The sequence below is a fragment of the Calditrichota bacterium genome (assembly GCA_020637445.1).
Taxonomy (GTDB): Bacteria; Electryoneota; RPQS01; order RPQS01; family RPQS01; genus JABWCQ01.
This window is the reverse complement of sequence record JACJVZ010000001.1, coordinates 632,297-657,551: the sequence shown is the minus strand read 5'-3', so window position 1 is coordinate 657,551 and position 25,255 is coordinate 632,297. Positions and strand designations below refer to the sequence as shown.

The following is a 25,255-nucleotide window of genomic DNA, read 5'->3' as shown; positions in this document are numbered from 1 at the left end:
CTAAGCACGTTATGACCGCCGCTGAAATCCGCCAACAATTTCTTGAGTTCTTTCGCGAACGCCAACACCTGATCGTGCCGTCCGCGCCGGTTGTCCCGCAGGACGATCCGACGCTTTTGTTCACGAATGCGGGCATGAACCAGTTCAAACCGTATTTTTTGGGGCTGGCCAAACCTGAGGCGACACGCGTGGCGGACACGCAAAAATGCATTCGCGTTTCCGGCAAGCATAACGACCTCGAAGAAGTCGGCGTCTCTCCATATCATCACACTTTCTTCGAGATGCTCGGCAACTGGAGCTTCGGCGACTATTTCAAGCGCGACTCCATTCGCTGGGGCTGGGAACTGATGACGGAAGTTCTCAAACTTCCTAAAGACAAATTGTACGCAACCGTCTACGAGACTGATGACGAAGCTGAGGAGCTCTGGAAGGGCGAAACAGACATTATTCCCTCGCACGTGCTGCGTTTCGGTAAAAAGGACAACTGGTGGTCGATGGGTGACACTGGTCCGTGCGGTCCGTGCACTGAGATTCACATCGACCGCGGCGCTGAATTCGATAGCGACCCGAATGCGTTCGTCAATACCGGCTCGCGCCGCTATATCGAACTCTGGAACCACGTGTTCATTCAATTCGATCAACAAGCGAGCGGCGATTTGGTTCAGCTTCCGGCCAAGCACGTCGATACGGGCGCGGGACTCGAGCGTTTCGCTACGGTGCTGGGCGGCTTCAAGTCAAATTACGATACGGATTTGTTTCAGCCGATCATTCAGGCTATTGCCGATAAGTCCGGCAAAACTTATTCGCAAGAAGACGCGGGGATCCCGCACCGAGTGATCGCCGACCACATTCGCTGCTTAACCTTTGCAATCGGCGACGGCGCGATGCCCGGCAACGAAGGACGCGGCTACGTCTTGCGCAGGATCTTGCGCCGCGCAGCGCGTTTTGGTCGCAAACTCGAATTGCACGAACCGTTTTTGTACACGCTCGTGCCTGTGTTGGTCGACACGATGGGTCACGTTTTCCCCGAGATCAAAGACCGTCACAGTCATATCACGCGCGTTATCGAAGCTGAAGAATCGCATTTTGGCAAGACGCTCGACCGTGGACTTGAACAATTTGATTCAGTGGTCGCAGCACTCAAGAAGAGCAAAACCACCGAGATTCCCGGCGACGAGGCCTTTAAGCTCTACGACACATTCGGATTTCCGCTCGACCTGACGCAGCTTATGGCTCGCGAAAACGGCCTGACCGTGGATGAATCGGGCTTTGCCAAATCCATGGACCAGCAACGCGCACGTGCTCGTGCGGCAGGAAGTTTCAAACTTGGGAAAGAAGAACTTAGTTTCGACGGCGAACTACCTGAGAGCGATTTTAAGGGCTACAGCGAACTCGCGCTGACGTCCGAAATTCTGCCTCTTCACTTGGATATTGAAAAGGGAAGCCTGATTTTTGCCTCGAGACGAACCCCGTTTTATGTGGAGTCAGGCGGCCAAGTTGCAGACGAAGGAAGAGTCGAGTTTGAAGTCGACGGAGAAACAGTCAACGCGGAGATTCACGGCGTCTCGCGTCGTGATAAAGCAATACTTCACTCCGCGGAAATCAAGTCTGCGCCCCCAGCCCTCGCCGACGCTGTCAAGAATAGAACATGGCTGCCTGCCGTGCTTATGGTTTCAACCGAGCATCGCCTGCCGACACAATACAACCACACGTCCACACACTTGCTTCACGCCGCGTTGCGCGGCGCGTTTGGCGATCATGTCCATCAAGCGGGCTCTTACGTCGGCCCGGACTATTTGCGTTTCGACTACACGCATTTTAACAAGCCGACGCACGAAGAACTCGTCAACATCGAGACTCAGGTTAACGATTGGATTCGCGGCAACTACAAAGTGTCGCCGAAAGTTTTGCCTTTGAAGGACGCACAAGCGCTCGGCGCAATGGCCCTTTTCGGTGAAAAATACGGTGATGAAGTTCGCATGATCGAGATTTCAGATGATGAACAGATTGTTTCGCGTGAATTATGCGGCGGCTGTCACGTCCAACGCACGGGCGATATCGGTTTGTTCGTGATTAAGGCCGAAACATCCGCGGCTGCGGGTGTGCGCCGCATCGAAGCCCTGACTGGCGATGCCGCGTGGCGCTACTTGGCAGAACAGCGGGCGAAAGTCGAAGAGTTTGTCGAGATGCTCGGCAGCGCAGGCAGCGATCCCGCAGAAAAGCTCAAACTAACTCTTGAAGAGAAGAAGAAGCTCCAAAAGGAACTCGACCACTTGCGCATGGAGGCTGCAGGCAGCGCGATGCACTCGCTGGTTGCCAAAGCCAAAGACGTCGGCGGCATAAAGATTGTCGCCGAGCGCGTTTCTGCACAGAATCTTGACCAACTTAAGGAAATGGGCGACGCCCTTCGCGACGAGTTGGGGAGCGGAGTTGGAATCTTGGGGATGGTCTTGGAGGACAAACCGTCTTTGGCCGTCGTAGTGACACAGGACTTAGTCAAGAAAGGCTGGGACGCCGTACCCATCGTCAAGGAACTTGCAAAGTCTTTGAAGGGCGGCGGCGGCGGGAAAGCTCATCTCGCGACAGCCGGTGGAAAAGATGCGACCGCACTTGATGCAGTTTTGGCTTCCGCACCATCTGTTATCGAAAAACTTGCTGCGGCGGCGGTGTAGGATGAGTGATCATATTCACGCTCCGGGAGACAATTTGATCGTCAGCGCGGTTGAGAAACTTCGGAAAGCTGTGCAGGATGCTGCAACCATGCACAGTCAACTCTCGACCGCATGTTTCGCAGAGTTAACCGCTATTGCTGAAGCCTCCGCTCATTGCTTGCAAAGCGGCGGCAGGTTGTTCTTTTGCGGGAACGGCGGATCAGCCGCTGAGTGCCAGCATCTCGCGACGGAGTTTGTGGTCAGACTCTCGTCACACCGCGAACGTCAGGCGCTCGCTGCTGTCGCATTGACCACCGATACTTCTTTGTTGACTGCGTGTGCAAACGACTACGGGTTCGAAAAGGTCTTCTCCCGGCAGGTTGAGGCGTTGATGCGCAAAGGCGACATCTTGTTCTTGCTTTCAACATCCGGACGCTCGGAGAATCTTCTTTTTGCGGCAGAAAGCGCCCGTCAAGTCGGCGGAAAATGCGTCGGCTTCCTAGGAATGGGACAAACGCCGCTTGACCGTCACCTCGATCATGCGCTGCGTATACCTTCGAATTCCGGCCAGCGTGTGCAAGAAGCACACTTGCTTTGCGGCCATATGCTGGTGGAATTGATCGAGGACCTGCTCCTCGCCAAGACCGACGACTCAAACAAACTGACTCGATGACTTTTCTGAATTCGGCGCTGCTTGCGGCGTTATCGCTCGGACTGATCCCGATTTTAATCCACCTGTTGAACCGGCAACGTTTCAAAGAGGTGGATTTTCCCACTCTGCGTTTTTTGCAAGAGATGCAGCGGCAAAAAATGCGACGCGTGCGAGTCCGCCAGTGGATACTCTTATTGCTCAGAACTCTTGCGGTTCTTGCATTGGTATTGGCAATGGCGCGACCCGTGCTAAGATCTGAGGCAAGCTTGATCGGCGGCGGCGATGCCCGTGCGAGTGTCGTACTCGTATTGGATAGAACGGCGTCCATGAACGCGGAATCGCCCGGGGGAACGCGTTTTCGCGAACTTCAGGTGCGCGCTCAAGAACTTGTTCAGGCCTTGGGATCAAACGACGACATTCAAATCGTATGGTCTGATTCCAAACCCGTACTTTTTCCGGATGCACCAACTCAGCATAAGACGCTAATTCGGGATGAAATTGAAGCGGCGACCGTCACTGAATCCGGTGGTTCAATTACAGACGCAATTGGAGTCGCACGTTCCATTCTCGGGCAATCGCAGAATCTCTTGAAAGAAGTTTATGTCCTTTCCGATTTTAGCGGAAGCGTTTGGCCCTCGTCGTTGCCGCAAACACCGATACTGCCTGACGACGTTCGGTTGTACGTCTTGAATCTTGCTAAAGGAAACATCTCGAATGTCGGCATTGCCTCAGCCACAATCACGTCGCGTTTGATCGCTCCGGGACGGCCCGTCGAACTAAGTTTTACGGTTGCCAACAGCGGCAATGATGACCGCAATGACCGTATCATCGGAGTGTACTTAGACGGGAAGCGGGTGGCGCAAACGAGGCTGTCCATCCGCGCCGGAGAAACACGCACCGAATCTATCCGTTTTGTTCCTGAGAGTGTGGGCGACCTGACCGGATACGTCAGACTTGAGGACACCGATGAATTTCCCAACGACGACGTTTGTCGCTATGTGCTGCGCGTTCCCGCTCGACTGAATACCGCAATTGTCGGCGCCGACGCTCCCGCGCGACGTTTGCTCGCGCTGGCTCTTGACCCAAGTGGAAGAGGCGAGTCCTTTGTTCATACATTGGAGCTCCTTCCAGCGCAACTTGAAGGTGAAGACTGGTCGGCATTTGACGCAATATTTGTCGTGGACGCGCCTGCGTTCAGCAGCGCATTTTCTGAGCGAGCACGAGCCTATTTGCAAACCGGACGAGGCATGTTTGTAGCAGGTGGACCCAATTTTGACATTCGCGCGCATGCGTCTTGGATGCAGGAGATGGGGCTTCCCGTGCCGACTGATGTAGAGGATTTTAGTCCCGGTGGAATTCGGTGGACAAAAGTCGATCTCGAGCATCCTTTGTTCGAAGGAATCTTCCAAGATAAACCTGTCGACATTTCTCCGACATTTATGCGGTTGTTCGCGCTGGCCGCCACACCGAGCGGCGCGTCGACCATTATCGAAGGAACCGGCGGACTACGTTTTCTCGTTGAAGCGACTCAAGGCAGAGGACGCGTGCTATTCTTGACGGGATCCCCTGATCCTGAATGGTCCACCATGTACCGCGCCGGTGTTTTCTCGCCTTTGATGACCGGCAGCGCCGCATATCTCGCGGGATTCGGCGAATCAGGATCTCAACTTGCCTTCACGGTAGGCGAAGATGCCGAATTGATCTTACGTGACGCGGAGCAACTGCAATACGATTTGGTCAAGGACGATCAGAGTTTTCGATTGACCGCGGCTCCAGTATCCGGCGGGCAGTCCCTGCGCATTCCCCCGATTCAGCAAACGGGCGAGTACAGACTGATGCAGAATTCGAAATTGGTGCGGCCCGTTGTCATAAATACTCCGAAGCACGAATCAGACGTTGCTCTGTCCGAAAGTGATTCGCAACTCGAAACGCTTGGAGGCGATCAATCGGTTTTGGCAGAGAATCAAAACATCGAACTGGTCGTTCGTGAAGGTCGGTATGGACACGAGTTATGGAAGATGTTCCTTATGATTGCTCTGGCTTTGCTTGTTGCCGAAATGTTGATTGCTCGAACTCCGAAGCAAGAGTCGCTTGCTCCTCAACCAGCATAACAAACAAGTTTTCTTACAAAAAAGAGGCTCCCAATAGGGAGCCTCTTTTGTATTGCAGCAATCTTCTATCTTACAATTCGTATCCGGACCAGATCATGGGATGATTCGCTGAAAGCAATATAGCTCCCACTGGGAAGAGCCGTCGGCAATATCCACCGGCCCCGACCGCTCGATATCGTTTGCGCAACTCTGCGTCCCAAAATATCATAAAGCAAAATTCCGCTGGGCTCTCCTTGCGGAAGATCGTAATCAACTGCCCCGGCATGTACATAAGATAGCGAGCCACTTTCATCTCTCGTACCTGACCGAGTCGCATCGACAGAGACGCCCCGCCACGAAGCATCAAACACTATGTCGCCATCTTCGCCGACGATTCGCGTCCCCCAAACGGCTGCAAAGCCGCGGTCATCGCCGGTCGCATCGTAGCCACCAGCGACCCGCAGATTGGCATCGTCTGAAACAGAGGTTTCTTGGGTCCAAACCCAGGGTTCATCGACGCTGCTCTCGCGTACAAACAACTCACCAATTGCACTCTGAGTCTGAGCACGAACGTAAAACAACCCGATTCGATCTCCCGACACAGCGAGCTTCGGCTCTATATCGTCAAACGGGTCGTCAGTTATTTGAAGAGGCTCGGACCAAGACACTCCATTGTCCGGCGAATAGGTTACAAACACTTCCCGAGCGAGAGAAGCACTATTGCGGCGCTGATAGGCCAGCATGAGTAGTTCCCCATAGGAAGCAAGGGTGGGTTGCATCATCGCGTACGAACTGCTGTCGGGCGTGATCGGAGTCAACCATGATTGCCCCAAATCATCGGAGGAATAAAGCCTGATTTGTTCACCCACGGTGCCGGGCCTGTCGGTTGCCGCGGCAATCCACAATTTCTCTTCTTCCCCACTCCATGTTGCACAAACTGCAACCGAAACGGATGAGTCCTGAATTTGAAAGGAGCTATCTACCACCGATGCTAATGACACCGACAACGCGCGGTTTTCCGAACGAAAATAAGTAAGCGTTGTGTTCGAGGGCGTGCTGCTTTGAATGAAACAACCGTGCAAGTACGTGTCGACAGGATCGAATAGAAAGTCGGAGTATGCATCAAGAGCGACAAACGGCACGGCTCCAGAGTCGACTTGAAGCGGTGCCGCCGATGACCAGACCGTGCTGTCGTGATTGATTCTCCAAATCCGGCCGCTGCGACTACTCCAAACATACGAGAAAACGGCGTCGCTTACGGCGCCGAAATCCCTTGCTGTTTCATTCAATTCGAGGTCGTCAAAACTTTCCCATGCGCTTCCGCTAAGTAGTGAGCGACGGGTAGAGAGCCGGGACGAATCGCGCAAACAAAAAGCTCGGTACTGTCCGTTCCACTGCGGCGTAATTAGCGGATTCACCTCGTCGTCTTCAGAGCCGTACACGACGACGTTGTCGTGCCAATCGAGCTGAGCATAAGAGACTTGCCAGCACGCGAAAATCAAGAGAAGTCTAAAGAGTCGTCCAATGCTGAAGAATTTGCACCGCATTAGATGCCGCTCCTTTGCGCAAGTTATCTCCAACCACCCAGAAATGCAGCCAGTTCTTATCTTGCGAATCGATCCGTACACGTCCGACGCGGACATCCTGTTTTCCAGCGATATCGAGCGGCGTTGAATAGTCTCTTGCATCGAAAACCAGCCCTGAAAAACTGCTCAAGGCCTCCGCCACTTCACTAACGGCGAATGGCCTTTGCATTTCTACACTTACCGAGGCGGCGTGCCCAATATTGACCGGGACTCGTACTGCAGTCGCGGAAACGTGCAGGTCCTTGCGCTCAAGAATCTTCCTGATTTCCTGACTGATCTTCGTCTCTTCGCCCGTGTAGTTCGTTGACTCAAATGGGCCGATTTCCGGAAATACGTTGCCCATTACGCGACATGGAAATATTTGCGGTGCGTGTGACGGATCCATGATTTGTGCGCTTAGTTCATCACAAGCCGATGCACCTGCTCCACTTACGCTTTGATAAGTTGACACGATCACTCGCTTCAGGCCGATTTCCTTTTCAAGTGGCGCTAATGCCATTAACACAATAGAGGCAGAGCAGTTCGGATTCGCCACCAGGCGCACGTTTGAATTCATTGCGTGCGAGTTGATCTCAGGAATGACCAACGGAACGGCGGCGTTCATGCGATGGGCACTGGAGTGGTCGATAACACGCACGCCGTTCGCGGCCAGCATCGGCGCAAGGTCCCTGGAAAGGTCTGAGGATAATGCGAGAATCGCGTAGTCCGCTTCGATGCGATCCTGCATCCCATGAACAGGTATCTCTTCCCCTCGAAAAGTCATGCTGCGACCCGAAGTTGACGCGAACAAGCTCAACTCGCTGATTGGTACTTTCCACTCCTCCAAGATAGAAAGTGTCGTCTGACCGACCATTCCTGTTGCACCGACAATTGCTAATCTTACAGGCTTCATCTGCCAACGACCTCTATGCCAGAGCCTTCCGTCACTTCACCTATTTCAGCAAAAAAGACCTTGTTGTTTTCAAGATTCATTTTCGCTTGTGACAAGCGTTCGCGAGGAATCGAGATTAACAGTCCTCCGGACGTTTGCGCATCGTACAAAATCCACTTGAGAGCGACGGATACGTTGGAAAATGTCACGTAACTTCCCAGATAGAGCTTGTTCATCTTCGTGCCGCCGGGAACTTTCGCATGTTCGGCAAGCGGCCACGCGGCATCCAATACGGGAAACGCGTCGGCATTGAACACAAACCGGACATTCGACGCTTTGGACATTTCTGCCGCGTGTCCCAGAAATCCATTTCCAGTAATATCCGTCGCGGCCCTTATTCCGAGACCTTCCAGGGCAATCGCGGCGTCTTTGTTGAGCATCTTCATCCACTGGACGGCAGGAGCGACATCTTCTTCAGTAAGAATTTCGTTCTTGAGTGCGGTTGTAATTACTCCCGTGCCGAGCGGCTTCGTAAGCAGCAGAATATCGCCAGCGCGAGCGCCATTGTTGCTCCACATGTCATTGGGATTCACTATTCCCGTTACGACCAAACCATACTTTGGTTCCGTGTCATCAATCGTGTGTCCTCCGGCCACGACGATGCCGGCTTCGAGAGCTTTCTCAGCTCCACCGCGCAGCACTTCACGCCAAATTTCGGGTGGTAATGTCTTTGGAAACGCACAAATATTAAGGGCAAAGAGCGGCCTGCCGTTCATCGCATAGACGTCGGAAAGGGAATTTGCCGCCGCAATGGCACCATATTCGTAGGGATTATCCACGACGGGAGTGAAAAAATCCAACGTTTGAACAATCACTTCGCCCGACGGCAACCTGTATGCCGTCGCATCGTCGCGATAGTCGAAACCTACGAGTACGTTGTCATCCTTTTGGTTCGGTATACCTGCAAGAATCAGATCCAGCACCGCCGGATCCATCTTGCTGGCTCAACCGGCGCAGCGCACGAGATGCGTGAGCTTGGTTAGCTCTTCTTTCGTGTAGGACATAGGTTAAGGTTCATTTCCCGGAAGGGATAGCTTCAAATTCGGGTAGAGACGGCGATAAGCCGCCATGTGCTGCATGATATACTTGACGTAAAGCCTCGTTTCACGATACGGAATGCGTTCGACAAAAACATCCTCGTCAGCAGTTCCAAACTCATTTTTCCACCGCCGTGCGGCGTTTATTCCGGCATTGTAGGCGCACAAGGTCAATACCGTATCGCCTCCAAGATCATTCATTAACTCCGCCAGATGCGCAATACCGATTTCAAGATTGCGCGGACCATAATACAAGTCGTCGGTGCGCAGGCTTTGCCCGATCTTACGTGCTTGCTCACGCGCAGTTGCGGGCATCAATTGCATCAAGCCAATCGCGCCTGAAGGACTAACAATCTTCTCGTCAAAATGCGACTCCTGGCAGATAACACCAAGCGCCAGATAAGGATCAACATGGTATTTGCCGCACAGGTCTAGTATTAACGGCTCATAGTCGAGCGGATACCACAGCTTGAAGAAATCGAGCGGCCGGTTTCCGTCTGAAACTACTTCATCTCGGAGTTCCCTGATTATCCATCGCCACGACTCGAATCTTTGTCCCGATTTCCAATAAAGCAGCGGCCTCCACCAGGCCACGTCTGCACGTTGTCCGCACTCGTCTTCGACTTTGGGCCACTCGCGCAGCGCAAGCTCCCAGAGTCCCATAGCGGTTAATTGCGCAAATGCTCGCGTGTGCCTTCCGCCTATTGCTGCAAGCTGGTCAAGACTTAGAACTTCATAGTCGAGCCGCTCCGGATCCGGCTGAGGAGACATGCCGCACTGAAGTTGCGAGTAATAAGAAAATGGCATCGTATGCTGTAGTTCGAAGCAAAGGCTGTCACTCTTCTTGGAGTTGCCAGCTTCGTCATATGCCCGAGAGCCCCAATACAAGCCAATCGGAACATAACCAGATTTCGGATAGGACTTCACAAGAAGAACGAAATCGCCCGCAGCTTGTGCATATTGCCCAGAGAGAAACCTTGCCCACCCGCGATTCCAAAGAGCGTCATCCGCGCCGTCGCCGCCTGCCGCCGCCTTTACCCATTTGTCAAAAGCAATGGCAGCTTCCGCGGGGCGCTCGCGATCAATGTGCAAAAGTCCGATCAGCCTCCACGTCTCGCCAATTTGTTTCTTGTCCGTGCCCGTCCTCGCCAGTGTTTCGGCTGTTCGGATCGCCAAATCATCCTCATCCATGAGATAAGCCGCGCGAGTCAACGAAAAAAGCATCTCGTCGCGGTAGCTGGAATTCGGGAACTGTTTCAGATGCTGCTCAGCCAGTCGCTTGGCGTCGCCGTGACGCCGCAGGGCAATCGCCAACCGCACTTGACGTGCAATCATCATCTCGTCATTGGCGGCATAGCGGCCGCGCTTCCGGAGCTCCTCAATCTTATTGAATGCTCCGGCTTTCTGTCCCGTCTTCTCAAGTCGCTCGACCTCTTCCCATTCGCCGCTCCAGTCCGGCTGAGTCGGGGAGAAGCCGTACCGGACGGCATAAGTCTTCAACGATTCCTTTGCATCTTGCCCAGTCCCCGTACCCGGCGATAGCAAGTACACGGTTCGGAGAATCTCTGTGGCTTCGGTGTGTCTACCCGCAAGACTCAGAAACCCGGCTAACTCAAAGTCAATTCGCTGCCTTAGCTCGCGGGAAACTCCGCGCTCGCGGGCGATAGTCGACAATGTCTGCAGAGTATCCAGAGAACTTTGGGTTTGGACGTCCGCAAATAGCTCTTCAACGGCGATTTCACGGTAGTCTTCAAGATCTGAATCCACAAGTTTTCGCCAATAGATTCCGGCTAAATGAGGCTGTCCGAGGTCTTTCAGAGCCATTGCTCTCAGCCAATATGCGTGCTCTGTAAGTTCATCGGTTGTGCCAAGGTCCAACAATGTGGGAACCGTGCTAAAGGTAGAATCCGAATAGGCTACGTAGGCAGAAAGGAAATTGGCCAGTTTGTCCCAATTGGGCGAGGCCCTTAAAGAGGTGTCCGTCAGAACGCCTTGAGCTGCGGTCGTATCTCCAGCCTGAAGATAGCCCCAAAAGAGGGTCGCTCGCCCGGAATCTTCGGCCATCTCAGTGGACGGGAAGGCCAACGAAGCCAGCAACGGAGCCAGAATCATAGGGAGGAAATACCGTGTGAATCGCATTTGAGAAAAGTAATCAAAACGGGCCGAAAAAACAATTCTCTGACTCTTGGTTCACAGGGCAAAATGCTATCGAATTTCGCATAAAATAGGCCCCTATATGGCTTGTATTTCGAGAGCAGTTTCTGTATTTTGCTGAGTCTAATCTATACCCCGCCTGTTTTCCCCTATTTTCTCAACAATCTCGTATGCATTTCTTAGCGATTCTCGCTGTAAGTCTATTATTGTCAGCGACTTCCTTAGTTGCCGAGCCCATTTCTGTTCATGATATTCAGTTTACGGAGGCACCTGATGGCACCTCCCCTCTGAATGGGCAAACCGTCGAAGTAGCTGGCATTGTGACCGGCTACGGCTTCAGTAATGGCCTCCGCTATTTCATTTCCGATCCCGGCGGTGGACCCTGGAGCGGAATCCAAGTCAACGAAACTCAAACCCTGACTCTTGCGATCGGAGATTCGATTGTCTTGCAGGCCACGGTAGAGGAGTCCGGTACCGAGACGAGATTAAGGGTCCCGGCCATACTTTTCGGGCCCCAGGCGACATCTACGACGATTCCCCCTTACGGGACGGTCATTGCCGACATTGGCGAGTCGCTGGAAGGAGTCTTGGTTCAAGTGGACGCACCTGTCGTAACCGAAGTCTTCACTAACGGTTTTCAAATTGAAGATGAAACCGGGTCTATTCGTGTGCGGAAGGGTTTTGATTTCGAGAACTCGCCGCTCGTGGGAGACACGCTGCAGTACTTGCGCGGAATCATCTCGCTCTCGGCTGGAGCCTTCACGTTGAATCCAAGAAACGACTTCGATTTTGGATTCACATCAAATCGGCCACCGCTGATCGGCGACGTCGGTTTCTTGCCGGATCGTCCGACTGCCGTTGATCCGGTAACCGTAACGGCGCGTATTGTGGACGACAATAGTGATATTGCGGAAGTTCTGATTTTCTACCGTTTCGGAAACACCGGTGACTTCAGCGCTGTCATGATGCATGATGACGGTGAGCACGGAGACGGCGACGCGTTCGACGGCGAGTGGGGCGGCATTCTCCCCGCCGGACCGGAACATGTGTCAGCCTACTTTTACGTCTCGGCTCGAGACGGAGACGGTCTTCAGAGTCTCTCCCCTGCGAACGCGCCGGACGAAACCTATTCCTATTTGATTCGCTCGATCCATCTTTCGATATTTGACATTCAGTTTGTTGACAATCCAGCCGGTGGCGAATCGCCGCTAAACGGGCAGACTGTCACCGTAACCGGAATAGTAACGGGTGCAAACTATGATGGCGGGAGCAGCTTCTTCATGAGTGATCCGGGCGGCGGACCGTGGTCTGGGGTCTATGTGTATGCTTCACCGACAACGGTTGCGGCGGGCGATTGCGTACTGGTGACAGCAAGCGTCCAAGAGTTTAATGGCATCACTGAGCTATCGAGCGTCTCGTCCGTCACGATTCTCGGTCAAGGAACCGTTCCCCCGCCTGACACGATCACGACCGCGATTCTCCCCGGAATGGCGGAGGCCTATGAAGGCGGCTTTGTTTACGTGGGCCCCGGCGTGGTTACTGGCACAAACGACTTCGCTCAATACACACAGTGGGAAGCCTCCGACGGTTCCGGTTCCGGCGTAATCATCGGTAATTTTGGATTGGAGTATGTCCCCGCTGTGGGTGACAGCTTCACTTTCATTCAGGGATGCGTCGACTTTAACAATGTTCCCGGCCATATGATTGCTCCGCGGAGTGACGCGGATCTCGGGGTTATTGACCGCCGTCCGCCGCAACTCGCATCAGCAATCACTGTCGCCGAGCATCTTGTCAACCTGCGTTTCAATGAACGTCTTGCCCTCAGCGCGGCCGATGATCTTGCTCGTTTTGAAATCATCGACGTAACGGACGCCAATTTCCCGACTCTGCATATTGAGTCTGCACTACTCTTTAGTGACGGACGAACAATTCAGTTGGAAACGCTCGAATCGATGCCGTCCGCGTCGGCCTACCAAGTTGAAGTCATGGATATTTCCGACGCCGCCGGCAACATCTTGACGAGCGCGACTCTCGGTTTTGGCGGATATTCCGCAAATGAAGTAACTGCGATTGCCGACGTATATAATGACTATGCGTCCTTTGATGGTCAACGGACGACATTTCGGGGAGTCGTGAACTTTGTGCAAGATGTCACGACAACGTCCGGTTCGCGCCGTATCTCAGCTTTCATACAAGATCAGAGCGGCCGCGGATTTAACCTCTCTAATACCGGCGCGGCATCAACATTCCCCGGCATTAGGCGTGGAAATCTGATTGAAATCACCGGACTTGTTAATCAGTTCTCTGGGGCAATTCAAATGGGTGAGTTCGCGGCAGGACAAAACTCCGCCGATGTTCGAGTCCTTTCTGAGAATCAACCTTTGCCGGAGCCGATCGTAATTCGTACTGGTGACTTGAGAACTCAAGCCTCAATTGTCCGTTGTTCCGTTCCTGATTTGTACGGATCCGGAACGTGGTGCCGTGTGATCGGAACAGTGTATCAAGTCGACGAAAACGTCGGAGGCGGCACAAATATTTTTGTCGATGACGGCTCGGGCAACGTCACACTGCGCGTTTGGGATTCAATGGAGCTTGACAGCGTATATCTCGGCGGTGCGTGGTATCCGCTGGGCAGTCTTGTCGGCAAGCGCATGAGTATTGCGGGACCGTCGTCCACGTTTAGCGGGGATTTCCAAATGCTTGCCGGATACGCCGCTGATTTCACCGATCCCGATTCGGTCGGCGCACCGACCGGCAAGTTGATTTTGGACGTGCCAAACAAAGCATTTGCTCCGGATATCGGGCAGACCTTCCCAATTTACTACGACGCACCACCTACAGGCGCCGTGCGGCTCCGTTTGTTCAATCTTCGCGGACAGCTTGTTTATACATTCGTTGACAAGAAATCAGGCGGGCCGCAGCATTTGGATTGGGACGGTCGAAATGACCTGCGAGAGCTGCTCCCCATCGGTACTTATATTTTGCACCTTGAATCAATCAAGAATGGAGAGACGGAGTCCGTCACGAAACCTATCGTTGTGGGGACCCGCCTGTGATGAAGAAACTCCTGATTACTTTGTGCGCGCTTTTTGCAACTTTGCAGACTTCGAGTGCGCAGTTGATTTCCGATCCGAATCTTCCCACTCCTGCCGCGCAAGGCATGGGTGGTGCTTACACGGCGGCCGCTCGCGGCAGCGACGCAATTCTCTGGAATCCAGCGGGCCTCGGACTCAGCCACGGTACCGGCGGGCGCTTTGCGTATCACCTTCCTTACAGCGTTAGCTTTCTTTCGCATCTTTCGGCTTCCGGTTACACATATCTTCCGAAAAAAGCCGGATCAATAGGCGTCTCAATCCAGAGTTTGAGTACTCGATTGGGCGGAGAGACGATTTCCGGTGAAACGGAAATTTCCGTCGCTCACGGACTCATGCTGCAGGAAGACATCCACTCTGCTCTGAGTATCGGCTATGCGGTTAAACTCATTTCGTGGAGCTTGGGTGAATCCGTAGAAGGACCGTCAGGTTCATATGATCTCGGCAGCGCAAGCACCATTGGTCTCGACATCGGCGCAACGGCAAAAGTGTGGGATCGCTTCTTCTTGGGCGGCGCATTCCACAACATAAACCGTCCGCAAATGGGACGAGATTTGAAACGCGATCTCCCCCGCTCCTTGTCGGCGGGTGTGATGTACGAGCCGTATTACGGAGTTCGTTCAACCTTTGACATCGAACGCCGATTGGAAGGCGGCACGGTGTTTAAGGCGGGCGGCGATCTTCAGGTGGTCAAGCCGTTCCATATTCGTGTCGGCGTTCTGACGAATCCGAATGTTTTTACTACGGGTTTCGGACTCTTCTTCCGCGACATAGTTGTAGATTACGCGTTCATGTATCATCCGGTGCTGTCGCCTTCGCATACATTCAGCGTCGGATTTGACGTGCCGCAAAGTTTGGGCAAACTCTGGAAGCCGGGTGCATGATGCGTTTTGGCCGGTTTATACTCGCCCTGCTTGTATTGACGTCGCTCTGCTTCGCCGAGGATGTGCTTGATCTGAACTCTGCGACTCGCGCGCAAGTTGACGCATTGCCGATAACGCCCGAACAGGCTGATGCGATTTGGGAACGTATGGTCTACGAAGGTCCGTTCAAGAGCATCTACGAGCTTAACGACCTGCCTCAGATTGACCCGATCACGATGATGAGCTTGCGCAGTTTGGTGCGGGTGAATCCTCCGCGTCCCGGTGACGACCGTCTCGACCGAATCGAAGACGCCTACTACCGGATCGAAAATCTCGGCACGGAAGAAGGCACGAATGTCGGCCTGGTTGACGAATGGATCGATCGTATGCTTGAACCGATGAACGTCAACGAAGCGACGCTCGACGAACTGATGGATTTGCAAAACGTTTCGCCCGCGGATGCAGTGGCTATTTACAATCAAGTAAAACTGCAAGGCGGAATTCGCGGTTCGCGTGACTTGCGCGCAGTTCCCGGGTTGTCGTCGTGGGGCTATCGCAACGCACGCAACTACTTGACGTATGACCCGACCGTCCGGCGCAAAAAGCTGCATGGTGCGTATACGTTTCGTGCCTACGACACGCCGTTTTTCGCCGACGAAGAGCTTGCAATCGATCCTACCCGGTTGGTTGATCCGACACCAGACGTGAGCCACAAACTTCGCTTGAATTATTCAAAATACAAAGGCGGAGCTCTGTGGCACCGCAGTCTCGGTGAACAGACCATCTATTGGGACGTAGCAGGCGCGCAAATTCCTGAGTTCAAGTGGTTCGCGGGACTTGAAAAAGATACGCTCGGCCCCGTGCGTTTGGATCGTGTATACGTCGGGAATTACCAGATTTCGCTGGGACAAGGCGTCGCAATGGAAAGTGGCGACTATTTCAATCCGCGATACTCCGGGTTCGGATTTGACAAGCGTCTCACAGGTATTGCTCCCGACTTATCGAGATCGCAAGAGTTTACATTGAAAGGCGCGGCAGCGGAGGCGTCTTATGGGAAACTTAAGGGAATTGCGTTTGTTTCGTCACAGTTGAAAGACGCTATTCTTAATCCCGACGGTTCACTCAACCGGTTGATTACGCTTGTACCGCGTGACGATCTTGACATTTATCCTACACAACAGAAGCTGACCAACGGTGACACCGTGACTGTTCCCGCCTTTGAAGGAACGCAGTCGATGCTCAATGCCGTGCGTGAAGTTGCGGTCGGCGGCGAACTGGCTTATCGCCCGTGGGTAGGAACCTCGGTTGGAATCATTGCCACGGAGTTTGACTACGATCGCCCAATCAAACCCGACTTCGGCCAAGGATACAAGTACGATGCGGTTACGAGGGCCGGCAAAGATACGGTTGTGACGATTTACCCGGTGATCGACCCGCAGGAACGCGATGAAATTGGCGACAATATTCTGAATTCAGAAATTCTGAACGGTCACCGCTCGGATGTTGACGGCGGTATATGGAGCGGTGCGCGCGGCATTCGCAGGACGTTCGGTCTCGACCTTATGCAAGTTGTCAATAATTACACGTTCCAATTCGAATACGCGGAGCTTGAACAAAACGGGGGAGTTTTGGCCGTAGGTGACGATCCGCACGGACTTGTTGCGTCAGCGCACGCACAGTGGAATTCTCTGACCCTGCTCGGAGTCTATCGCGACTACTCTATTGGATACGACAATCCGTATTCGCACGGATTCGCGAACTACTCCAGATACAACGGCACAACCTACGAAGACGAGTTCTATCTTTCCACTCCGACGTTCGCCCAAATCGAGCGCAATTCCGCAAGCCCACAAGCGGAACAAGGTGTCTATTTTGAAACCCGTTACCAGCTTTCGCGGCCGATATTGCTCGTTGGCGAAATTGACAACTGGACTCGTGTTCCCGACCAAGCGGATTATTACCGCTGGGTAGCAAAGATCACCTACCGTCCGGTGTGGCCTATCCAATTGCGCCTTCGCCAAAAACTGCAAGGACGTTGGAACAGTGATCCCGAACAGCCGTCCGGGTTCTTGACGTACGAAAACCGCATCAACCTCGAGTACCGCTTGTCCCGCTATGACGAATTGCAGCTAATGTACGCGAGTGGGTACACCCGTTTCACTCCGCGCCCTCGTTTGATTGGCGATCCTGATCCGACGGGCGAGCATCCGCTTGATGCGCAATCCGCTTCGCCGCAGGAAGCCGTCGGCATCGAAATGACGCACAATTTTGCGCCATCTTTGAAACTTAAGGCCGCATGGCTCGTTTACGACGGATTTCTTTGGAACTTCGAAGATACGGAGTTTGTCGTAGTGGATGGAAAATCCACGCGCTGGTGGGTATCGTTGACAAACCGCTTCTCAAATTCTCTGACGGCACGGTTTAAGGTGACAGGCGACAGTCCGGTGACTAAGACCTTCGTTCAGGCCCGCGACGGCAACTCCTATCCCGATCCTGTTTCTGGCCGTTCGTTCGGAGGCGACAACGTCGTTCAACGCGCGTGGTCGTTCCGTATTCAGCTCGATTATCTGTTTTGAAAACTCCGCCTCTTCCTAAGAAGAGTCTCGGACAATGTTTTCTCACGGAGCGGCAATACGCTCATGAGATTGTTTCGGCCCTACAAATTCGCCCCGGCGACACGATAGTCGAAGTCGGTCCGGGGCGCGGCTTTCTCACCGAACTGCTCCTTGATACGCCCGCCAAGATCATCGCTGTCGAAATTGACAACCGGCTGCAGGAGTTTCTTACTGAGAAATTTGCCAAATGCGGAAACTTTTCTCTTGTGCATTCGGATTTCATGGAGTATGATTTTTCCGCGCTCCGTGGAATATCCCCGCTGAAGGTTGTTGGAAATCTTCCATATCATCTTTCCAGCGGCATCATTTATCGGATGCTCGAGCACAATCGGGAGGCACGTGTGGACGAGTCGCTGCCGTGGTTTTCGCTTGGCGTCTTGATGATGCAGCGCGAAGTTGCCGAGCGCATGGCGGCCAACTCAGGGTCACGTACCTACGGCAAATTGTCTGTCTTTGTTCAGGCCGAGGCAAAAGTTGATTTGTTCACGATTGTTCCAGCGTCAGCCTTCCGCCCCACTCCCCAAGTCGACGGCGGAGTTGTGCGAATGGAGTTCATGCGCGAGCCTGTGCACTACCCCACAGATTACAAATTGTTTGAACGCGCCGTACGCTTCACGTTTTCTCAGCGACGCAAAATGTTGAAGTCTACTCTTTCACAATTGGCCGGCATTCATCCGTTCTGGCAGACAATTGATTTTGATTTCACGCGCAGACCTGAGACTTTAAGTCCCGCCGAATGGTGTGAGCTGTGCAACGAGCTCCGATTGCGAATTAGTTCGCGGGAACAATGAGTGAACTTGTTAGGGACGCCGCGATTGTTTTGCGGGTGACGCCGTATAGTGAGACGTCACTGGTTCTCACGGTGTTTGCAGAACGGCACGGCAAAATCGGATTGATGGCCAAGGGCGCGCGCCGGAAAGTTAAGAATGGCACGGTGCTCGTTCCAGAACCGGGCTACGAGATGGAGTTTGTTTGGGCGCACAAGCCTGCCCGAGACTTGCAAATTGTGCGGGAAATGTCGCTCCTTGACGCGCATTTTGGAATTCGTTCGGCATTGGAGCCGCTGGTCATGGCGAGTTCTTGTGTTGAGCTTGTTTTGCGCACACAAAGCGACGATGATCCTCATCCCGAGATTTTTGCCGCTGCCTCAAAGTTACTTAGAGCTTGCGAACTTCCGAACACCGCACGCTGGCCGGTATTTTGGAAATTCCATGTCGTGCTGCTTTCGCAATTGGGCTTCGCTCTGAATGGCAAGATTGAGGATATTCAATCGCCTGTCAAGTTAACCGGCGAGTCAACGGCTGTGCTGCGTAAGCTGATTCAGTCTGATTTTGACGTCGCCGCGCGTCTGCGAGTCTCCCCCACGGCCGAGCGCGAAATCACGCGTTGGCTGTTCCACTATTTGTCAAGTAATCTTCACGTCACTGTCCCCTCCCGCGCCGTGGAAGCGTTGCGTTGGGCAAGACAAACCAAAAGCTAATCTCGATACAACATGGCTCAAAGCGTTATGGACAAGGTCGTCAGCCTTTGCAAGAGGCGCGGCTTTGTTTTTCAATCTTCTGAAATATACGGCGGTCTCGCATCAATCTGGGACTACGGCCCGCTCGGTATTGCGCTGAAGAACAATATTGCACACTACTGGTGGCGGGAGATGACGCAACTCCATGACAATATCGTCGGAGTGGACGCGGCAATTCTCATGCACCCGCAAGTTTGGAAAGCGTCTGGCCACGTCGACGGATTCGTCGATCCGCTTGTAGATTGCAAGAACTGCAAGGCACGTTTCAAGGCGCAGGACTTGATCAAGCAATGGCAAAAAAAGAAGAAACTTGCTTCTTTGATGGACGGCGAGATCCCCGAAGGTGCGGAAGGCGACCTTGACCAGCTTGCGAAAATTCGTTGGAGTGAAGCCGCGTGCCCCACATGCGGGACAACCGGAAACCTGACTCAGCCTCGTCAATTCAATCTGATGCTCAAGACGTTTCTGGGGCCGGTTGAAGAGAGCGCTGCCGTCGTCTACCTCCGCCCGGAAACCGCTCAGGGAATTTACGTCAACTATCAAAACGTCCTGAATACGGGGCGCGTAAAGCTTCCGTTTGGAATCGCGCAAATCGGCAAGGCGTTTCGGAACGAGATTACTCCGGGAAATTTCATCTTCCGTACGCGCGAATTCGAGCAGATGGAGATGCAGTTCTTCGTGCCGCCGAATGAAGCCGGGGACTGGCTGGTCAAGTGGCGTGACAAGCGGTTCGAGTACTACAAGAAGCTCGGCATTCGTCCCGAGAAGCTGCGGCTCCATCAACACACGCCGCAAGAACTCGCACACTATGCCGCGGACGCTTACGATATCGAATATGAATTCCCGTTCGGTTGGCAAGAACTTGAAGGTATTCACAATCGAACGAATTTCGACCTCAAACGACACTCTGAGTTTTCGGGCAAAGACTTATCCTATTTGGACGATGAAACTAAAGAACGGTTCATTCCTTTCATAGTAGAAACGTCTTCTGGTCTGAATCGCACGCTGCTAACTTGCCTCGTGGACGGATACTATGAAGACACACAGGACGGGGAGGCCCGCACCGTGCTAAGGTTGTCTCCTTCCATTGCTCCGTATAAGGCAGGCGTCTTTTCACTGGTGAAAAAGGACGGCTTGGCAGAGATCGCCGATCAGCTTGCAAGTGATCTTCGCAGAGTCGGAGCCGTCTTCGTGGACCATTCCGGTTCTATCGGACGCCGCTACCGCAGAATGGACGAGATTGGCACACCGTGGGGAGTCACTGTCGATTACCAAACTAAAGAAGACCAGACGGTCACGATGCGGGACCGTGACACCCTTGAACAGTTCAGAATCAAGATGGCCGAGCTGCCCGTTTGGATCGCGGCGAAGCTCGCTGCATCTTGATGAACATTGCAGGGAGATCCGAATGCTGTTGAATGAAATGAGCCGCCAAGGTCAGTTTCTTTTCCGTTATCGAAGCTACCTTCCTCTCTTGCTTGTTCCTTTCGGTATTTGGCAGCTTTCGCTTTATAGGTCTTATGTCGGCGGATCCCATGTTTATGATATGGTGTGGGATTTTGCGTGTTTTGGCCTTGCCTTGGTCGGAAGCCTGACTAGATTTCTGTCGATCGGCTATGCCCAGTCCGGCACTTCCGGTCGCAATACCAGCGCGGGACAGGTTGCAGACGCGCTGAATACGAAGGGAATGTATTCGCTTGTCCGGCATCCGCTCTATCTTGGCAACTTGATCATGTATACGGCGGCTCTGCTGTTTACAAAGTCCATTTGGTTTGCGTTGGCAGGATGTCTCGCGCTGGTATTGTACTACGAGAGAATCATTGCCACTGAAGAAGAATACTTGCGCGGCAAGTTTGGCGACTCTTTAAATGAATGGGCGAACCGTACGCCGTGCTGGTTTCCCAAATTCTCACACTGGGTGAAGCCGGGAATTGAGTTCTCTTTCAAGGCGGGCCTGCGGAGTGAGTTCTATTCCCTCGTCGGAATCGTTGTCGTTTTCTATATCCTTGATCTCTTCGAACACTATTTCGTTGAACACGTCTTCCGCGTCGATATGATCTGGAATGTACTGCTTGTATCATCCGTTGCTATGTTCTTCATTCTGCGGTTTCTCCGAAAGAACACGAAGCTGCTCGACACAAAACGCGAACGGTTCGAATCCAATTGACAAAAAAGCCCGGCCAATGGCCGGGCTTTTTCTTGAAGCCTTGACTTCTATCAAATGTTGGGAACAACGTCCACGGTCACAGTCGCGATCACTTCGCGGTGCAGTTTAACCGGAATATTGAATTCGCCAAGATGTTTGATCGGTTCCTCAAGCTGAATCTTGCGGCGGTCGATCTCGTAGCCTCGTTCCTTGATGAGCTCCGCAATGTCGGAAGAGGTCACAGCACCAAACATGCGCTCTTCTTCTCCGACTTGCACCGACTTAATCAGCTTAAGTCCGTTGATCTGAGCGTACACATCGCCGGCCTTGCGGCGTTCTTTCAAGTCGCGCATCTGAAGAATCTTGCGTTCATGGTCAAGTCTCGCAAGATTCGACTTATTCGCGGCAAACGCAATGCCGCGCGGAATCAGGAAGTTGCGCGCATAGCCCGGCTTGACCGTGACTACGTCACCCACTTTTCCCAGATTTTCGTAATCCGAACGTAGAATAATCTGCATTTTGTCTATCTGTGTTATGGCTTGTTCAAGATGTAACTGCGGTACGTGAACTGCGAATGTTCGTGATCGTCCTCGTCCGCCGGATGATGATTTTCATCGTCCTCGATTGAATCCACGTGAGAGTGGGAATCATGCTCATTTAAGTGGTCGCGACGATTCAGGAATTGAATGCGGCGAGCCTTAATTTCTACCCAACTACGGTTATTGCCGTCTTCCCCTACGAAACTGCGGCTCTGAAGTTCCCCTTCAACCAGCACTGCGCTGCCCCTGTGCAGGTTTTCTTTGCAACTCTCCGCAAGTTTGTACCAAGCCACGATTCCAATGAAGCACACGTCTTCCTTGATTCGTCCGCTGGAGTCCTTGAATTTACGATTCGAAGCGATCGTAAAATTTGCGACCGGCACGTCGGAAGTCGTCTTCCGAAAGCTGGGATCCTTAATTAGGTTACCAGCAATAATGACACAGTTGATATCGGGCATTTTGTAGTCCGCCATAGTCTCTCCCTAACATTTTGCCATCAAAGCGCATATTTGCGAACCACCCTCCCTACAGGTGGTCGACCAGTTGACTACTCTGTTTTTTCTTCAGCCACGGTCTCTTCTACTTCCTCAGCGTCACCTTCTTCAGCTTCCTCGCTTGCATCTGCCGACGCTTCGGTTTCTTCACCGGCTACTTCTTCCTGAGGAACTTCCTTGACTATGCCGAGCGTCTGCACTGACTCTTCATCCACTTCAGGCACGCGGTCAGGCTCAACGACCGTCACAAGCTGACGCAGCAACGTCGTCATCAAGTGAAGCATGCGGTCCAACTCGTGAGTCGCCGCTGACGGCAAGTCATACACGGTCAAAACATATGCTCCGTATTGACGGTGCTTGATCTCGTAAGCAAGCCGGCGTTTGCCCCATCGCTCCCAGCGACGGAACGTGCCGCCATGACTCGTAATCAATTCACTAATCTTGCGCAGATCAGTCTCGACCTGCTCGGATTCAACGTTTGGATCAAAGATCAGTACAAGTTCGTAGGTTGTCATTCAGGCTTCCTTTTCCCTTTGGTCTGTTGCGGCCTGCAAATTTGCCAGTTCGCAGGCAGGGGTGTGTTTGTTTCGCTGACTACTTATTCGGCGGACACGTTAAAGCGGTTCATCGCCGCGTCCAACCCTTCTGCAAGCCAATGCTCAACTGCATCGGCTCCAAGTTCTACCAGTTCGCGATAGGAGTCCAGCTCCTTACCGCGCAATTTTCGCAGGACGTAATTTCCGACGTCCGCGCCCGGATATCCTCCTCCGACTCCCATGCGAAGCCGGGGTATTTCGTCTGTTCCGAGCGACTGTATGATCGAGTTCAGTCCCTTTTGTCCACCCGGTCCGCCATTCGCTCGGATGCGCAGCCTCCCGAAAGGAAGATTGACGTCATCGCAAACGACAATCAGCTCTTTGGGCGATACCTTGTACCATCTGGCTGCAGCACTGACCGGCCGGCCGGAGAGATTCATGTATGACAAAGGTCTAAGCAGAACCGCGTCTATCCGCGGTGACAACTGAACCGCCATGCTTTCCGGCACCGGCCCTCTTCGAAAGACCAGCGAGTTACGGCGCGCAAGTTCTTCAACGACGGCAAAGCCGATGTTGTGCGGTGTATCGTCATATTCGGAGCCCGGGTTTCCCAGACCGACTATCAGCCGCACACGCAACTCAGATGACTATTCTTCGGCAGGCTTCTTCTCGCGAATGACTTCCGGTTCGGCGGCGCCCGCTTCGGCAACTTCGCCTTCTTCGGTTGCTTCGACCTTCTTTCCGGTCACGTGCAAGATTACGGACGTCGGATCGCCGATGACCGTGATGCCATCAAGCTTGATATCTTCAAAGCGAAGCGCATCGCCGACACTCAGAGGAGAAACGTCCAAGTCAATGTGTGTCGGAATCGCGTCGGGAAGACCTTCGATTTCAACCTCGTACACAACTGTATCGAGAATTCCGCCTTGGAGCTTAACTCCGGTGGCCGTACCCACGGCATGCACCGGTACGCGAACGCGAACGCTTTGTGACAAATCGACGCCGTAGAGGTCCACATGAATGATGTCACCAAATACGGGATGACGTTGTACTTCACGAATTACGCACGGCAGCGATTCGCCACCGACTTTCAAATCGAGGACGGCCATTTCCTTGCGGAGCAAGCGGGCAAGTTCGAACTTGTCAAACGAAATGTACTTGACGTCCCGCTTGGCATTGTAGTATACGCCCGGAACGCGGCCGGTCTTCCTGAGTTGGTGCCCTTTCGGGACATTGGGAGTCCGCGCTTCCGCGGCAATTGAAAGATGCTCTGACATGTGTGTATGTAAGGATATTTGAAAAACTAATCCGAGGAAATTATTCCGGCCATCGCTTCAAGCTGCGCCTGGTCTACCATCGACTCGCGCGTTTCTTCATGATCGTCGAGAAACAAATGGCTGATTGACTCTTCTTCGTGGATTCGCTGTATTGCTCCTGCGAATAGCTTCGCAGTGGAGAGCTTGCGAATCTTGTTGTAATGATGCTCGCGCGGCGTCGGAAGAGAATCCGTCACCCACATCGCGGCCATATCACTTGATTCAATCCGGTCAACGGCCTGTCCCGAAAGCACCGGGTGAGTTATCGCACCGTAGATATCCAAGGCTCCGCGCTCTTTCAACATCCTTACGGTTGCGGCAAGCGTACCCGCAGTATCTACGATATCATCGACTATCAAACAGTTTTTGCCTCGCACGTCGCCAATCAGATTCATCGCAACGGCCTGATTCGGACCGGTGCGGTGCTTGTCGACAATCACAAAGTCCGTCTTCATGTAGTTGGCGTAGAACCGGGCGAGCTTCGTGGATCCTACGTCCGGAGCGACAATCGTGAGATTCTCCACAGGGTGCATCGTAAAAAGATCAATGAACAGCCGTGAAGCCATCAAGTGGTCAAAGGGAATATTAAAGAAGCCCTGAATCTGCGGCGCGTGCAGGTCCATCGTCAGGATTCGGTGAATCCCGGCGGCCTGAAGCAGGTCCGCTACAAGTCTTGACGTGATCGCGACACGTGGGCCGTCCTTGCGATCCTGCCGCGCGTAGCCATAGTATGGAATCACTGCCGTGATGCGGCCGGCTGACGCTCGCTTGGCAGCATCCACCATGATCAGCAATTCGAGCAGGTTTTCCGCAGGCGGGCAAGTCGGCTGCACCAGAAAAACATCGCGGCCGCGAATGTTTTCCTCAAACTGCACACCGATTTCCCCGTCGGAGAACCGGCTAATTTTTACTTCACCGAGCGGAAGGCCAAGCGACGCTGCAATGCGTTCACCAAGCGCTCTATGAGCAGTTCCGCTGAAGATCTTTAGTTCGTAGCTGCGATACAATACGTGTCTCCGTTACACGTCAGCGAT

General features: G+C 53.2%; 20 protein-coding genes. 10 read left to right on the top strand and 10 right to left on the bottom strand.

Annotated elements, in window-relative coordinates; all coding sequences use genetic code 11:
- Positions 1-11 precede the first annotated feature (11 nt).
- Genes alaS through H6507_02520 form a run of 3 tightly spaced genes read left to right on the top strand, consistent with a single transcriptional unit; the run spans position 12 to position 5,414 of the window.
- A complete protein-coding gene (gene alaS, locus H6507_02530; GenBank protein MCB9367979.1) occupies positions 12-2,672 on the top strand; it encodes an alanine--tRNA ligase in 2,661 nt (886 codons plus the stop codon).
- A gap of 1 nt (position 2,673) precedes the next feature.
- The gene (locus H6507_02525; protein MCB9367978.1) at positions 2,674-3,324 is read left to right on the top strand and encodes an SIS domain-containing protein; all 651 of its coding nucleotides are present in this window, start codon (positions 2,674-2,676) and stop codon (positions 3,322-3,324) included.
- Complete coding sequence (locus H6507_02520; protein ID MCB9367977.1) at positions 3,321-5,414, top strand: BatA domain-containing protein; 2,094 nt, start codon at positions 3,321-3,323, stop codon at positions 5,412-5,414. Before H6507_02525 ends, H6507_02520 begins: the two co-directional genes overlap by 4 nt.
- Before the next feature lie 65 nt (positions 5,415-5,479).
- On the opposite strand, the gene H6507_02515 is transcribed toward H6507_02520, so the two are convergent.
- The 4 genes from H6507_02515 to H6507_02500 form a co-directional block, all read right to left on the bottom strand.
- A complete protein-coding gene (locus H6507_02515; GenBank protein ID MCB9367976.1) occupies positions 5,480-6,940 on the bottom strand; it encodes a hypothetical protein in 1,461 nt (486 codons plus the stop codon).
- Positions 6,903-7,871: an aspartate-semialdehyde dehydrogenase gene (locus H6507_02510; GenBank protein MCB9367975.1), complete on the bottom strand. Its 969-nt coding sequence runs from the start codon at positions 7,869-7,871 to the stop codon at positions 6,903-6,905. The genes H6507_02515 and H6507_02510 overlap by 38 nt, the downstream gene beginning before the upstream one ends.
- Complete coding sequence (gene selD, locus H6507_02505; GenBank protein ID MCB9367974.1) at positions 7,868-8,845, bottom strand: selenide, water dikinase SelD; 978 nt, start codon at positions 8,843-8,845, stop codon at positions 7,868-7,870. Before selD ends, H6507_02510 begins: the two co-directional genes overlap by 4 nt.
- 72 nt (positions 8,846-8,917) lie before the next feature.
- The gene (locus H6507_02500; protein ID MCB9367973.1) at positions 8,918-11,059 is read right to left on the bottom strand and encodes a transglycosylase SLT domain-containing protein; all 2,142 of its coding nucleotides are present in this window, start codon (positions 11,057-11,059) and stop codon (positions 8,918-8,920) included.
- A gap of 212 nt (positions 11,060-11,271) precedes the next feature.
- Between H6507_02500 and H6507_02495 the strand changes: the two genes are divergently transcribed.
- From H6507_02495 to H6507_02465, 7 genes are read left to right on the top strand one after another with little or no spacing between them, the layout of a single operon-like run.
- Positions 11,272-14,157 carry a hypothetical protein gene (locus H6507_02495; protein ID MCB9367972.1) on the top strand — a complete coding sequence of 962 codons (2,886 nt, stop codon included), beginning with the start codon at positions 11,272-11,274 and terminating at the stop codon, positions 14,155-14,157.
- The gene (locus H6507_02490) at positions 14,157-15,077 is read left to right on the top strand and encodes a hypothetical protein (GenBank protein MCB9367971.1); all 921 of its coding nucleotides are present in this window, start codon (positions 14,157-14,159) and stop codon (positions 15,075-15,077) included. The genes H6507_02495 and H6507_02490 overlap by 1 nt, the downstream gene beginning before the upstream one ends.
- Complete coding sequence (locus tag H6507_02485) at positions 15,074-17,632, top strand: hypothetical protein (GenBank protein ID MCB9367970.1); 2,559 nt, start codon at positions 15,074-15,076, stop codon at positions 17,630-17,632. Before H6507_02490 ends, H6507_02485 begins: the two co-directional genes overlap by 4 nt.
- Positions 17,629-18,462, top strand: coding sequence for a ribosomal RNA small subunit methyltransferase A (rsmA, locus tag H6507_02480; protein ID MCB9367969.1), 834 nt, complete (start codon positions 17,629-17,631; stop codon positions 18,460-18,462). Before H6507_02485 ends, rsmA begins: the two co-directional genes overlap by 4 nt.
- Complete coding sequence (gene recO, locus H6507_02475) at positions 18,459-19,151, top strand: DNA repair protein RecO (GenBank protein ID MCB9367968.1); 693 nt, start codon at positions 18,459-18,461, stop codon at positions 19,149-19,151. Before rsmA ends, recO begins: the two co-directional genes overlap by 4 nt.
- A 12-nt stretch (positions 19,152-19,163) precedes the next feature.
- On the top strand, positions 19,164-20,576 hold the full coding sequence (locus H6507_02470; protein ID MCB9367967.1) for a glycine--tRNA ligase: 1,413 nt from the start codon (positions 19,164-19,166) through the stop codon (positions 20,574-20,576).
- Between the two features lie 22 nt (positions 20,577-20,598).
- Positions 20,599-21,357 (top strand): hypothetical protein, encoded by a 759-nt coding sequence (locus H6507_02465; protein MCB9367966.1) that lies wholly within the window; start codon positions 20,599-20,601, stop codon positions 21,355-21,357.
- A 50-nt stretch (positions 21,358-21,407) separates the two neighbouring features.
- Here the strand turns inward: H6507_02465 and H6507_02460 are convergent, their stop codons facing one another.
- The 6 genes from H6507_02460 to H6507_02435 all read right to left on the bottom strand — a co-directional run bounded on the left by H6507_02460 (position 21,408) and on the right by H6507_02435 (position 25,228).
- Positions 21,408-21,854: a 50S ribosomal protein L9 gene (locus H6507_02460; protein MCB9367965.1), complete on the bottom strand. Its 447-nt coding sequence runs from the start codon at positions 21,852-21,854 to the stop codon at positions 21,408-21,410.
- Between the two features lie 14 nt (positions 21,855-21,868).
- Entirely contained in the window at positions 21,869-22,348 is a 480-nt protein-coding gene (locus H6507_02455) for a single-stranded DNA-binding protein (protein ID MCB9367964.1), read from the bottom strand.
- A 74-nt stretch (positions 22,349-22,422) separates the two neighbouring features.
- Entirely contained in the window at positions 22,423-22,884 is a 462-nt protein-coding gene (gene rpsF / locus H6507_02450; GenBank protein MCB9367963.1) for a 30S ribosomal protein S6, read from the bottom strand.
- A gap of 83 nt (positions 22,885-22,967) precedes the next feature.
- Positions 22,968-23,537, bottom strand: coding sequence for an aminoacyl-tRNA hydrolase (locus tag H6507_02445; protein MCB9367962.1), 570 nt, complete (start codon positions 23,535-23,537; stop codon positions 22,968-22,970).
- Between the two features lie 15 nt (positions 23,538-23,552).
- Positions 23,553-24,182 (bottom strand): 50S ribosomal protein L25, encoded by a 630-nt coding sequence (locus tag H6507_02440; GenBank protein ID MCB9367961.1) that lies wholly within the window; start codon positions 24,180-24,182, stop codon positions 23,553-23,555.
- Between the two features lie 26 nt (positions 24,183-24,208).
- Positions 24,209-25,228 (bottom strand): ribose-phosphate pyrophosphokinase, encoded by a 1,020-nt coding sequence (locus tag H6507_02435; protein ID MCB9367960.1) that lies wholly within the window; start codon positions 25,226-25,228, stop codon positions 24,209-24,211.
- Positions 25,229-25,255: the final 27 nt, after the last annotated feature.